This is a genomic window from Actinotalea solisilvae, from assembly GCF_016464425.1.
In the GTDB taxonomy this organism is placed as follows: Bacteria; Actinomycetota; Actinomycetes; order Actinomycetales; family Cellulomonadaceae; genus Actinotalea; species Actinotalea solisilvae.
The window spans coordinates 1-12,999 of record NZ_JADDKQ010000036.1; the positions used below are offsets into that span (position 1 = coordinate 1).

Consider the following 12,999-nt stretch of genomic DNA (forward strand, 5'->3'; position numbering starts at 1 on the left):
CCTTGGTGGGCCATTACCCCACCAACAAGCTGATAGGCCGCGAGTCCATCCCCGACCGAAATTCTTTCCAGACGCTACAGATGCCTGTGCGTCTCGTATCCGGTATTAGCTCCGATTTCCCGGGGTTATCCCAGAGTCGGGGGCAGGTTACTCACGTGTTACTCACCCGTTCGCCACTGATCACCCGGTGCAAGCACCGAGATCACCGTTCGACTTGCATGTGTTAAGCACGCCGCCAGCGTTCGTCCTGAGCCAGGATCAAACTCTCCGTAGATGTCTATAGGCACCCCGACCACCGAAGCAGCAGGGCAACCAACACACGAAGCAGACCCACTCACCAGGAGCAGGTCCAGTTATCAACTGGCATCATCAAAATGTACAACTGACGTTAAACATTCATCCGACACCACATCGGTCCGCCCACGAACACCACCCACCACAACGATGAGCAACACCCGCAGACACCGACAAACGGCATCGACTTTTGGCACGCTGTTGAGTTCTCAAAGAACAGACGCACATCCATCCAGACCCTCTCAGGCCTGTCCGGAGGCAACCTCTCAATCTTATACGGCGGCCGGTCGGTGTCAAATCCGCTGGACTTGATCTTCTCCGGCTGCCCCCACGCGTCATCGGGGCGCGCGAAGCGCCTCGAGAGGAGTGGGGTGGCACCTGCCCGGGACCGGCCTGCGGATCGCTCCGCTGTCCGTGCCTCCCTGGGGGTGCGTGAGTACGTTACACGACCCCAAGGGGTGCTCCAAACCGCGGTCGGGTGAACGTCGGGTGGCCGGGCGTCGGGTGGCCCACGGACCTCACAGGGCTCGGGCGCGGGCCGTGCGGACAGCGTTCCGCGGAGGTAACACCCCGGGGCCTCGGCCCGAAACACCCGCTCCCTAGCGTCGTCGGCAGCCGAGACCACCGGCCGAGACTCCCCAGGAGGCACCGATGACCGCGACGCTCACCCCGCCGGACCCGACGCCGCCCGGCCCGGGCCGCACCGAAGGGCCCACCGCCACGGCCACCGTGGACACCGCCGCCGCCGCGACGTCCTCGGCGTCCGCGGCGCTGGTCCGCCGGCGCGGTCGCTGGATCGACGGGTGGGACCCGGAGGACGCCGCGGCGTGGGAGGGGGGCGGGCGGCGCGTGGCGCGCCGCAACCTCTACCCGTCGATCTTCGCCGAGTTCCTGGGCTTCGCCGTCTGGGCCTCGTGGAGCATCGTCGTCCCGCAGCTCTCGAGCGTCGGGTTCGCCCTCACCGTCGACCAGCAGTTCTGGCTCATCGCCGTGCCGAGCCTCGTGGGCGCGACGCTGCGCATCCCCTACACGTTCGCCGTGCCGCTGTTCGGCGGCCGCAACTGGACGATCGTCTCGGCACTGCTCCTGCTGCTCCCCGCCGGGCTCCTCGCCTGGACCGTGAGCGACCCGTCGACGCCGTTCGGGATGCTCCTGCTCGTCGCGGCGCTCGCCGGGCTCGGCGGCGGCAACTTCGCGTCCTCGATGGCGAACATCTCCTTCTTCTTTCCCGAGCGGGAGAAGGGTCGGGCGCTCGGGCTCAACGCGGCGGGCGGCAACCTCGGCACGGCCGCCGTGCAGCTCGCCGTGCCCCTGGTCATCGTCGCGGGCGCCGGGATCGCGCTCGAGCGCGCGGGGCTCATGTTCATCCCGCTCATCCTGCTGGCGGCGTTCCTCGCCTGGCGGCTCATGGACAACCTGACCACGGCCAAGGCGGACTACAAGGCGTTCGGCGCGGCGGTGCACAACCGGCACACCTGGATCATCTCCTTCCTCTACATCGGGACGTTCGGCAGCTTCATCGGGTACTCGGGGGCGTTCCCGACGCTGCTGGCGGGTCAGTTCCCGGAGGTCGGCCTGCAGGTCGCCTTCCTCGGCGCCCTGGTCGGGTCGCTCGCCCGGCCGTTCGGGGGCAGCCTCGCCGACCGGTGGGGCGGGGCACGCATGACGATCGCGTCGTTCGCGGTCATGGCGGCGGGCGCCGTGGGCGCCATCGCCGCGCTGCGCACCCACAGCTTCGGGCTCTTCCTCGGCTCGTTCCTCGTGCTCTTCGTCGCCACCGGCGCCGGCAACGGCGCGACCTACCGGATGATCCCGGCGGTCTTCCGCGTCGGGGCGACCACGCCCGAGCGCCTCGCCCGCTCGCGCAAGGCCGCCGCCGGGTGCATCGGCATCGCGGGCGCCGTCGGCGCGTTCGGCGGGTTCCTCATCCCGCGCGGGTTCGCCGTGTCGAACGAGCTCGCGGGCTCGCTCCAGCCGGCCCTGTGGACCTTCGTCGGCGTCTACGTGCTCATGGGAGCGGTGACGTGGGCCGTGTACACGCGCCGCTCGGCCCCGATGGCCGCCGCAGGGATCTGATGACGGCCACCCACTGCCCGTACTGCGCGCTGCAGTGCGCGCAGACCCTGTCCGCCCCGCCGGCCGGCGGGGCGGACAGGCCCGTCGGCGCGACCTCGCTGCCCGTCACCGTGGCGGGTCGGGACTTCCCGACGAACCGCGGGGGCCTGTGCCAGAAGGGGTGGACGTCGGCCGAGGTGCTGCGCGCGCCGGACCGGCTGACGACGCCGCTCGTGCGCGGGGCCGACGGCGAGCTGCACCCCGTGTCGTGGGACGAGGCGCTCGACGTCGTCGCGCGGCGGCTGCTCCAGGTCTGGGCCGAGCACGGGCGCGAGGCGGTCGGGGTGTTCGGCGGGGGCGGGCTCACCAACGAGAAGGCCTACGCGCTCGGGAAGTTCGCCCGCGTCGCCCTGCGCACGCCGTTCATCGACTACAACGGCCGGTTCTGCATGGCCAGCGCCGCGGCGGCGGCGAACCGCGCGTTCGGCGTCGACCGCGGGCTGCCGTTCCCGCTCGCGGACCTGGGCGGCGCCCAGGCCGTGCTCCTGCTCGGGTCGAACCTGGCCGAGACGATGCCGCCCGCCGTGGCGCACCTCGCGGGGGCCCGTGCGGCCGGCGGCCTGGTCGTCGTCGACCCGCGGCGCTCGGCGACCGCGGCGCTCGCGGACGACGCCGGCCTCCACCTCGCGCCCGTGCCCGGGACCGACCTGGCCGTGCTCCTCGGCCTCCTGCACGTCGTGCTCGTCGAGGGGCTCGCCGACGACGCCTACCTCGCCGCCCGGACCACGGGGCTCGAGGACGTGCGGCGGAGCGTCGCCGCGTGGTGGCCCGAGCGCGTCGAGCAGGTCGCCGGGGTCCCCGCCGCGGACCTGCGCCGCGCCGCACGGCTGCTCGCCGCCGCCTCCCCGTCGCGCGGCGGCGCCGGCGCGTACGTGCTCACGGGCCGGGGCGTCGAGCAGAGCACGCAGGGCACCGCGACCGTGACCGCGGCGATCGACCTGGCGCTCGCGCTCGGCCTGCCCGGGCGCGTGGGCAGCGGGTACGGCGCGATCACCGGCCAGGGCAACGGGCAGGGCGGGCGCGAGCACGGGCAGAAGTCGGACCAGCTGCCGGGCTACCGCAAGATCGACGACCCCGCCGCGCGCGCCCACGTCGCGGCCGTCTGGGGCGTCGACGAGGCGACCCTGCCCGGGCCCGGCGTGCCCGCCGTCGAGCTGCTGCGCCGCTGCGGGGGTCCCGTGCGTGCTCTCCTGGTGCACGGCTGCAACCTCGTCGTCTCCTCCCCCGACGCCGACCGCGTCCGCGAGCGCCTCGAGGCGCTCGACCTGCTCGTCGTGTGCGACCTCGTGCCGTCGGAGACCGCGCGCCTCGCCGACGTCGTGCTGCCGGTCACGCAGTGGGCCGAGGAGGAGGGGACGATGACGTCGCTCGAGGGACGGGTGCTGCGCCGACGGCGGGCGCTGCCCCCACCGACGGGCGTGCGGTCGGAGCTCGACGTGCTGCACGCGCTCGCCGTGCGCCTCGGGGTGCCGGACGCCGACCGCCTCTTCCCGACCGAGCCGGCGGCGGTGTTCGACGAGCTCGCGCGCGCGAGCGCGGGCGGGCCCGCCGACTACAGCGGACTGTCCCACGCACGGCTCGACGCCGCGGAGGCCGAGGGGGCCGCGCTCCACTGGCCGGTTCCGGCGGGCGCCGACGGCGCGCCGCACCCCGGCACGCCGCGCCTGTTCCTCGAGTCCTTCCCCACGCCTGACGGGCGGGGGCGGATGGTCGCAGTGGACCACCGGGGGCCGTCCGACGCGCTGGGGCCGGCGACGCCGCTCTGGCTCGTCACCGGACGCGTGCTCCAGCACTACCAGTCGGGGGCCCAGACCCGCCGCGTGCGCGCGCTCGCGAGCGCGCAGCCCGAGCCCTTCGTCGAGCTCCACCCGCTCCTCGCCGAGCGGATCGACGTCGAGGACGGCGAGCTCGTCGAGGTGACGTCGGCGCGCGGCACCGCCGTCGCCGTCGCGCACGTGACCGCGGGCGCCCGGCCGGACACGGTGTTCATGCCGTTCCACTGGGCGGGCGAGGGCAGCGCGAACCGCCTCACGACGGACGCGACGGACCCGGTCTCGGGCATGCCCGAGTTCAAGGTCAGCGCGGTGCAGGTGCGGGCGGCGGCGGCGGACGCTCCGCACGCACGACGCACCGCAGGGGCAGAGAGGGGCGCGCCGACGACGCCGCGCCCGCCGGTCGCGCCCACCCCGATCCCGGGCTGGGCCGCGGCCGCGGCGGACGAGCGGGTGGAGGCGTGATGCGCGTGCTGGTGGTCGGCCACGGGATGGTCGGGTCGCGGCTGGTCGAGGACCTCGCGGACGCGGGGGACGTCGAGGTCACCGTGCTCGGCGCCGAGCCCTACGAGCCCTACAACCGGGTGCTGCTCAGCGAGGTCGTGGCCGGGAGGGTCGACGTGGCGTCGATCATGCTGCCGCGGCCCGGTGAGACGGCCGGCGCGGCCGTCCACGCGGGCACGACCGCGCTCGCGATCGACCGCGCGGCCCGGGTCGTGCTCGACGACGCCGGCGCCGCGCACACGTACGACGCGCTCGTCCTCGCGACCGGGGCCCGGGCGCGCGTGCCGGACCTCCCGGGCCTCGTGCCGCTCCCGGCCGGGGCGCACGCGCTGCGCACGCTCGACGACGCGCGCGAGATCGTCGCGGCCAGCGCCAACGCCCGCCGGGCCGTCGTCGTCGGCGGGGGCGTGCTGGGGCTCGAGGCCGCGTGCGGGCTCGCGGGGCGGGGGCTCGACGTGACCGTCGTGCACGCGGGCGCCCACGTCATGGACCGCCAGCTCGACGACGAGGCCGCGGCGGCGGTCGCGGCGGGGCTCGACCGGCTCGGCGTCGCGCAGGTCACGGGCGCGCAGACGCGCGAGGTCGTCCTCGAGGACCGGCACGTGCGCGGCGTGCGCGTCGCCACCGCCGAGATCGAGCGGGTGCTGCCTGCCGACCTCCTCGTGCTCACGACCGGCACGGTCCCCGAGACGGGTCTCGCCGCGGCCGCCGGGCTCGCCGTGCGCCGCGGCGTCGTCGTGGGGACGGACGGGGCGACGTCCGACCCGGCCGTGTTCGCCGTCGGGGACTGCGCCGAGCCGCCCGAGGGCGCGACCGGGCTCGTCGCGCAGGGCTGGGACCAGGCTCGCCGGCTCGCCGCGCTCCTCGGCGCGCGCGCCGGGGGCCGGGAGGTCGCGGTGGCGGCGCCCGAGCCCGTGCACGGGACCGACGTCGTGCGCCTCAAGGCCGCGGGACTCGAGGTCGTCGCGATGGGCGTGTGCGGGAGCCGGCGGTCGCCCGAGGCCGCGGCGGCGCGGTCCGTGCGCCTCGGCGACCCGACGGCGGGGCGGCACGTCGAGGTCGTGGTGCACGACGGCGTCGTCGTCGGGGCGACGTGCGTGGGCGCCGGTCCCGTGGCGGCCGACCTCGTCGCGGCCTACGCGCGACGCACGCCGGCCCCGCGCGACCCCGCCCAGCTGCTGCTGCGGCCCGTGCGCGGCGCCGCCGCGGAGGGCGCCGAGCCCTCCCCCACGCTCATGCCGGACCGCGCCACCGTGTGCCGCTGCAACGGGGTGACGAAGGGCGACGTGGTCGCGTGCTGGCGCCACGGCGCCCGGTCGGTCGAGGAGGTCGCGCGGCGCACCCGGGCCACCACCGGGTGCGGCGGCTGCACCGAGGCGGTGTGCGGGATCGTCGACTGGCTGCGGCGCAGCGACCCGTCGGCCGACGAGCCGGCGGCGGCCACGGCGCCCGGTGCGTCCTCGGTCCGGGCGCCGGACCCCGAGGAGGCCGTCGCGCGCTGACCGCGGACCGTTGGTCCCACGCACCGCGGCGGGCCGCTGCGGACGATGGACGCATGCAGCAGCGCGTGGTGGTCGTGGGTGGCGGGTACGGCGGGGTGGCGGTGGCGACGGCGCTCGACGACGTCGCGGACGTCGTCCTCGTCGAGCCCAAGAACCAGTTCGTGCACGCCGTCGGGACGCTGCGCGCGCTCGTGGACCCGGCGTGGCAGGCGCGCGTCTTCCACTCCTACGACGCGCTCCTGCGCCGCGGGCGCGTGCGCCGGGAGTGGGCACGGTCCGTGTCGCCCGGCGTGGTGCGGCTCTCCGGGTCGGAGACGCTCGAGGCCGACCACGTCGTGCTCGCGACCGGGACCGGCTACCCCTACCCGGCGAAGTTCCTCGAGGACGACACGGCCGTCGCGCAGGCGCGCCTCGAGCGCACGCGCGACGCGCTGCGCCGGTGCGAGCAGGTCGTCCTCGTCGGCGCGGGGCCGGTCGGGCTCGAGCTCGCCGGTGAGCTGACGTCCGCGTTCCCCGGCCTGGGCGTCACCCTGGTGGACCGGGAGCCCGACATCCTCTCGGGCGACTACCTGCCCGAGCTGCGCACCACGGTCCGCGCGCAGCTCGAGTCGCGCGGCGTCCGCTTCGTGCTCGGCGCGCCGCTCGCCTACCTGCCGGCGTACGACGTCGGCACCTACGGCCCGTTCGCGGTCGAGACCACCGCGGGCGTCCCCGTGTCCGGCCAGATGTGGTTCCGGTGCCACGGCTCGCGCGCGCTCACGGGCTACCTCGACGCCGAGCTGTCCCGCGGCATGCACGACGACGGCACGATCCCCGTCGACGAGCACCTGCGCGTGCGCGGCCAGCAGGCCGTCTGGGCGGTCGGGGACATCACCGACGTGCGCGAGTCCAAGCGCGCGACCGCGGCGCGCGAGCACGCGGAGGTCGTCGCCGACAACATCCGCGACGTCCTCGCGGGGCGCGCGCCCAGCGCGACCTACACCGCCGCGCCGGAGCGGATCGTCCTGCCGCTGGGACCGCACGGCGGCGCGTCCCAGGTCGAGGCGGGCGGGATCCGCACGCTGCTCGGCCCCGACGAGACGAGCCTCATCAAGGGCGCGGACCTGTTCAGCGCCGCGATCACGCAGCAGTTCTCCGGGGGCGTGCGGGGCTGACGCCGCCCGGGTCGCGGGCCCGCGGGACGTGAGCGAGAGTCGGTCGACCGCAGCGCCGGACGACCGCCGCGCTGCCCCGCCGCCGACCGAGCCGGAGGACCGCCCGTGGGCACGACCGCCGCACCGCAGCACGCACGGAGACGAGGGCTGTCGCTCGACGACGCCGTCGCGCAGGTGCTCGGCCCCGACGGCGTGCTGCGCGACGCCCAGCGCGACGCGCTCGCCGGCCTGACCGAGCGCGACACGGTCCTCGTCGCGCGGACGGGTGCGGGCAAGACCGCGGTCTACGCGATCGCCACGCTCTTCGCCGGACGGCTGACCGTCGTCGTCTCGCCGCTGCTCGCGCTCCAGCGCGACCAGCTGGACGCGCTCGGCGCCGTCGGGCTGCGCGCCCGGGCGCTGAGCTCGGCGTACACGCCGGCGCAGCAGCGCCGCACGCTCGAGGCCGCGCGTGCGGGCGAGGTCGACGTCGTGCTCCTCGCGCCGGAGCAGCTCGGCCGGGCGGCGGTGGTGGAGGCGCTCGCGGCGGCCGACGTCGGGCTGCTCGTCGTGGACGAGGCGCACTGCGTGGGTGAGTGGGGCCACGACTTCCGGCCGGACTACCTGCTGCTCGCGGGTGCGGCGCGCGCGCTCGGGGCGCCGCGCCTGCTGGCGCTCACGGCGACCGCGTCCGCGCAGGTGCGCGAGGAGATCGTCGAGCGGCTCGGTATGGGCACGGACGGCCGGGCGGCACCGCGCGTGCTCGTGCACGACGCCGACCGACCGAACATCTGGCTCGCCGCGCGCACGTCCGCGAGCGAGGAGGACCGCGACGCCGCCGTGGTGGAGGCGGCGCTCGCGACGGCGGGCGCCGGCATCGTCTACGCCCGGACGCGCGCCCACGTCGAGGAGCTCGCACGGACGCTCGGGGACGCGGGGCGGCCCGCCCTCGCGTACCACGCGGGTCTGCCGGCGCGGGAGCGCGAGCGCGCGCAGGACGCGTTCCTCTCCGGGCGGGCGGACCTCGTCGTCGCGACGAGCGCCTTCGGCATGGGTGTGGACCGGCCGGACGTGCGCTTCGTGCTGCACGCCGGGCCGCCGACGTCGCTCGACGCGTACTACCAGGAGGCGGGCCGCGCGGGGCGCGACGACGAGCCCGCGGTGGCCGTGCTGTTCCGCACGCCGGACGACGTCGGCCTCAACCACTACCTGCGCTCGGGCGGGGCGCCGCGCGGCGCGACGCTGCGGGCGGTGCTCGGCGCCGTCCGGCGCGGGGCCGACGACGGTGGCGCGCTCGACCGCGCGGCCGTCGCGGAGGCGGCGGGGGTGTCCGGACGGACGGTCGTGCGCGCGCTCGCGGCGCTCGCGCAGGTCGGAGCGGTGGGCGAGGAGCGCGCGGGCTGGGTGCCACGCGGGGAGCGGTCGCCGGCCGCCGTCGTCCGCGACGTCGTCGAGGAGCACGAGCGCCGGCGCGCGCTCGACCGGTCGCGCGTCGAGCTCGTCCGGACGTACGCGGACACGAGCGACTGCCGTCGCCGCGTGCTGCTCGAGCTGCTCGGCGAGGAGCACCCCGAGCGCTGCGGACGGTGCGACAGCTGCGACGCGGGGACGAGCGCCGACGTCGTCGACGCGCCGCTGCGTGCGGGGCAGGCCGTCGTGCACGGCGAGTGGGGCGGCGGCACGGTGTCGGTCGTCGAGGCGGACCGCGTCACGGTGCTGTTCGAGGAGCGCGGCTACGCGACGCTCGACCTCGCGGTCGCGCTCGACTCGGGCCTGCTCCGCCCCGCCTGACCCCGCGGTGGGTGAGCGGGGCGGCTCAGGAGCCGATGAGGCCGACCGCGTAGCCGACGAACGTGAGGACGCCCAGCAGCGTGAGGCCGAGGATGACGGCGTAGACGGCCTTGTTCGCGCCCGCCGACGGCAGGTCGGGCTGCTCGCGCTTGACCCCGCCGGTCGTCGAGGACTCCCCCGGCGGGGTGTCGCCCGGGTTGACGCCGCCGCCGGGCTCGAGCCCGGGCGTCTGCTCGGGCTGCGGGTCGGTGCTCGGGAAGCTCATCCCGCCACGCTAACCGCGCGCCACCGAGCCGCAACCGGCCGGGCACCACCCGGCGGGGTCAGCCCTTCGAGCCCGTCGTCGCGATGCCCTCGATGAAGTGCCGCTGGCCGAGGAAGAACAGGATGATCATCGGCACGGTCGTGATGACGCTCGCCGTCACGATGATCTCCCAGTGCCACTCGCCGCCGAAGCCGTACTGGTCGACGAGCGCCTTGAGCCCGCGCGGGACCGTGAACGTGCTCGAGTCGCGCAGGTAGATGAGCGGGCGCATGAGGTCCGTCCACGCCGCCTGGAACTCGAACAGCAGCGTGACGACGACGGCGGGCCGCGTGAGCGGCAGGGCGATCTTCCAGAACATCGTCCAGTTGTTGGCGCCGTCGATCTTCGCCGCCTCGAACGGGTCCCGCGGCAGGCCCTTGAAGAACTGCCGCATGAGGAAGATGTAGAACGCCGACCCGAAGAGGTTGCCCGCCCACAGCGGCGTGAGGGTGCCGACCTGGCCGAGCGAGTTCCAGATGAGGAACGTCGGGATCATCGTCACCGCGCCCGGCAGCATCATCGTCGCGAGCACGAGCCCGAAGAGCGTCTCCCGGCCGCGGAAGCGGAAGTAGGAGAAGCCCCACGCGACCATGGCGCTCGAGATGGTCACGGTGACCGCGGCGAGCACGGTGACGACCACGGTGTTGAGCAGCCACAGCGCCATGGGCGCCTCCTGCCACACCGCGAGGTAGTTGTCGACCGTGAACGTCTCCGGGATCAGGCGGTTGTCGAACACCTCGCCGCGCGGCTTGAAGGACGCGCTGAGCAGCCAGATGAAGGGGTAGATGAAGATGACCGTGGCGACGACGAGCGCCGCGGTGACCAGGACCCGTCCGACGCCCGGCCGGCGGTTCGACCGGGGCCCCACGCCGCCCAGCCGCTCGACGGCGGCCGCACGCGTCACGTCGTCGACCGCGGTCGCGTCGGGCGAGCCGACACCGGCGTAGGCGCTCATCGGTCCTCCCCCTCGTAGAAGACGAACCTCTTCGAGACGCGGAGCTGGACGATCGTGACGACGAGGATGATGACGAAGAGCAGCCACGCGAGCGCCGACGCATACCCCATGTCGAGGAACTCGAACGCCTGCCGGAAGAGGTAGATGACGTAGAACAGCGCGGCGTCGTTGCTGTAGGTGGTGTTCCCGGAGCCGAAGAAGGCCGTGTACGCCTCGGTGAACGTCTGGAAGCTCGCGATGGTGTTCACGACGACGATGAAGAAGATCGTCCCGCTGATCATCGGCAGGGTGATCCTCGTGGTGCGCTGCCAGAAGCCCGCACCGTCGACCTTGGCGGAGTCGTAGAGCTCCTGCGGCACGCCGCGCAGCGCCGCGAGCAGGATGATCACCGAGGACCCGACGGCCCACAGGCTCATGAGCACGATGCCTGGCTTGACCCAGTCGGGGTCGGTCGTCCAGGCCGGGCCGTCGATGCCGAACCAGCCCAGCACGGTGTTGATGAGCCCGTTCTGCCCGTTGAAGAGCAGCAGCAGGAGGATGCCGACGGCGACCGGCGGCGTCATCTTGGGCAGGAAGAACGCCGTCCGGAAGAAGCCCGCCGAGCGGCCCGCCTGGTTGAGCAGGAGGGCGAGGGCGAGCGAGACGATCACCAGCAGGGGCACGTGGAGCACCGTGTAGTAGAGGGTGTTCCAGAGCGCGAGGCGGACCTTCGGGTCCTGCGCCATGCGCTCGTAGTTCTCCAGGCCCACGAACTCGGGGTCCGTCAGCACGTCGTAGTCGGTCAGCGACAGGTAGCCGCTGTAGATCACCGGCCAGAGGGTGAAGACGAGGAACCCGACGATCCACGGGCTGAGGAAGAGCAGCGCACCGCGCAGCTCGCGCCGGTCGGCGGCACGCTGACCCGGCCGCCGGGCCGGACGGCGCGTGGCGCGTCCGGTCCCGGGGGCGGCGGCGGTCGAGGCGCTCACGGCGTGCCTCTCACTCCTGCTCGGCGTCCCACTCGGACCACGCCTCGTCGAGGGCCGCCTGGGCCTCCTCCTGCGCCTGCGCCATCGAGTCGGCGGCGGACGCCTGGCCGTTGAGGACGCGGTTGACGCCGTCCTGCCAGGCCGTCTTGAACTCGGCGTCGGCCGGGTTGGCGGGGTAGGTGAAGCTCGCCTCGTTGGCCTCGTAGATGGCCTCGATCGCCGACGCCCACGGCTCGGGCGCCTCCTCGGTCATGAGCTCGGAGCGGATCCGCTCGTCGGCCTCGGCGTTGCCCGTGAGCAGGCCGGTGAAGAGCCGGCCCTGCTCGGCGCGCAGCGCGACGCGCTCCTCGGCCGCGGCCATCCAGGTGTCGGTCGCCGTCATCGTGCGGATGAAGCGGCATGCGGCGCCCTGCGTGTCCTCGGTCCCCGCCGGGATCGCCCAGGCCGAGCCGCCCGCGAAGGCGAGCGGCTCGCCGTCCTTCGAGCGGAAGGTGTCGAAGGCCATCGTCGCGTCCGCGGAGACCTCGTTGAGCACGTTGACGTACCAGTTCTCCATGGGCATCGCGCCGAGCACGTTCGTCGCGAACTGGTTGCCCTCGCCGAAGAAGTCGGCCGCGTCGCGGTACGCCTTGACCGCGCCGAAGCCACCCTGCGCGTCGTAGACGCCGACGGCGAACTCGAGCGCCTCGATGACGGCGGGGTCGTCGAGCTGCGCGGTCCGGCCGTCCTCCGAGAGCAGGTCGACCCCGTTGCTGCGGGCCCACAGCGGCAGGAACTCGGGCAGCTTGCTGTCGAACCCGATGACGCTGAGGCTGCCGCCGTTGCCCTGCGTGAGCGCCGTGGTGGCGGCCGTGACGGCCTCCCAGTCGGAGCCGTTGACGTCCTCGACGGTGAGGCCCGCGGCGTCGAGGAGCGACGCGTTGGCCATGGTGATCTGGACCTGGTTGAACTCGGGGACGCCGTAGACCGAGCCGCCGAAGGTCACCTGGTTGAGGGAGGGCTCGCGGAACACGGACGTGTCGATGCGCTCGCCCTCGATGCACGCGTCGAGCGGGACGATGGCGCCGCGCGAGGCGAAGGTGCCGATCTGGTCGCGGTTGGCGTAGACGAGCCCGGGCGGGTCGCCCGCGGCGACGGACGAGAGGAACTGCTGGATGTCGAGGTCGCCCTCGACCAGCGAGAGCTCGACGCCGTCGCCCAGCGCCTCCTGGGCCTTGGCGTAGCGCACCTCGGCGATCTCGTCGCTCAGACCGAAACCCATGATCGACATCTCGCCGCTGAGCTCCGCCTCGGGGTCGAACTCGGCCGCGTCGCCGCCGCCCCCGCCCTCACCCGCCGTGCCCTGGGCGCACGCCGCGAGCGTGAGGCAGGTCGCCGTCGCCAGGACCGAGGTCCGCACCGTCGCGCTTCTCATGTCTGCTCCTCCGTCGACCGGCGTCGACCGCGACGCCACCGTGCGGCGGGACCGATCGGTCGCGCCGAGCGTCCGTCCGTGCGGCCGCCCGGCGGGGCGGGGGGACGAATCGGACGCCCGAGGCGAGTAGACCACCCACCGCGACGAGCCGCGCGTCGAAGTCGATGATCTTGGAGGGGGCCTCGCGCGAGGTGGCGGTCCTGCGCACGTACGCCGAGGTCGCTGGTTCGCGCCCGTGTCGCTGGTT

The 12,999-nt window shown here is 74.4% G+C and carries 9 protein-coding genes and 1 rRNA gene; 5 read left to right on the forward strand and 5 right to left on the reverse strand.

Annotation, left to right across the window (positions count from 1 at the left end; genetic code table 11):
- Nucleotides 1-274, reverse strand: a 16S ribosomal RNA gene (locus tag JIG38_RS19600); the annotation flags it as partial.
- Nucleotides 275-945: 671 nt separating this feature from the next.
- Here JIG38_RS19600 and JIG38_RS19605 point away from each other — a divergent pair.
- The 5 genes from JIG38_RS19605 to JIG38_RS19625 all read left to right on the forward strand — a co-directional run bounded on the left by JIG38_RS19605 (nucleotide 946) and on the right by JIG38_RS19625 (nucleotide 9,111).
- A complete protein-coding gene (locus tag JIG38_RS19605) occupies nucleotides 946-2,370 on the forward strand; it encodes an MFS transporter (protein ID WP_199425317.1) in 1,425 nt (474 codons plus the stop codon).
- Nucleotides 2,370-4,646, forward strand: coding sequence for a molybdopterin oxidoreductase family protein (locus JIG38_RS19610; RefSeq protein ID WP_199425318.1), 2,277 nt, complete (start codon nucleotides 2,370-2,372; stop codon nucleotides 4,644-4,646). The genes JIG38_RS19605 and JIG38_RS19610 overlap by 1 nt, the downstream gene beginning before the upstream one ends.
- On the forward strand, nucleotides 4,646-6,187 hold the full coding sequence (locus tag JIG38_RS19615) for an FAD-dependent oxidoreductase (protein ID WP_199425319.1): 1,542 nt from the start codon (nucleotides 4,646-4,648) through the stop codon (nucleotides 6,185-6,187). Before JIG38_RS19610 ends, JIG38_RS19615 begins: the two co-directional genes overlap by 1 nt.
- Nucleotides 6,188-6,240: 53 nt before the next feature.
- Nucleotides 6,241-7,341 carry an FAD-dependent oxidoreductase gene (locus JIG38_RS19620; protein ID WP_199425320.1) on the forward strand — a complete coding sequence of 367 codons (1,101 nt, stop codon included), beginning with the start codon at nucleotides 6,241-6,243 and terminating at the stop codon, nucleotides 7,339-7,341.
- Between the two features lie 105 nt (nucleotides 7,342-7,446).
- Nucleotides 7,447-9,111 (forward strand): RecQ family ATP-dependent DNA helicase, encoded by a 1,665-nt coding sequence (locus JIG38_RS19625; protein WP_199425321.1) that lies wholly within the window; start codon nucleotides 7,447-7,449, stop codon nucleotides 9,109-9,111.
- Nucleotides 9,112-9,136: 25 nt separating this feature from the next.
- Here the strand turns inward: JIG38_RS19625 and JIG38_RS19630 are convergent, their stop codons facing one another.
- From JIG38_RS19630 to JIG38_RS19645, 4 genes are read right to left on the reverse strand one after another with little or no spacing between them, the layout of a single operon-like run.
- Nucleotides 9,137-9,376: a DUF6480 family protein gene (locus tag JIG38_RS19630; RefSeq protein ID WP_199425322.1), complete on the reverse strand. Its 240-nt coding sequence runs from the start codon at nucleotides 9,374-9,376 to the stop codon at nucleotides 9,137-9,139.
- Nucleotides 9,377-9,434: 58 nt separating this feature from the next.
- Complete coding sequence (locus tag JIG38_RS19635) at nucleotides 9,435-10,370, reverse strand: carbohydrate ABC transporter permease (RefSeq protein ID WP_199425323.1); 936 nt, start codon at nucleotides 10,368-10,370, stop codon at nucleotides 9,435-9,437.
- Nucleotides 10,367-11,338, reverse strand: coding sequence for a carbohydrate ABC transporter permease (locus JIG38_RS19640; RefSeq protein WP_199425324.1), 972 nt, complete (start codon nucleotides 11,336-11,338; stop codon nucleotides 10,367-10,369). Before JIG38_RS19640 ends, JIG38_RS19635 begins: the two co-directional genes overlap by 4 nt.
- A 10-nt stretch (nucleotides 11,339-11,348) precedes the next feature.
- Complete coding sequence (locus JIG38_RS19645; protein WP_199425325.1) at nucleotides 11,349-12,752, reverse strand: extracellular solute-binding protein; 1,404 nt, start codon at nucleotides 12,750-12,752, stop codon at nucleotides 11,349-11,351.
- Nucleotides 12,753-12,999 lie beyond the last annotated feature (247 nt).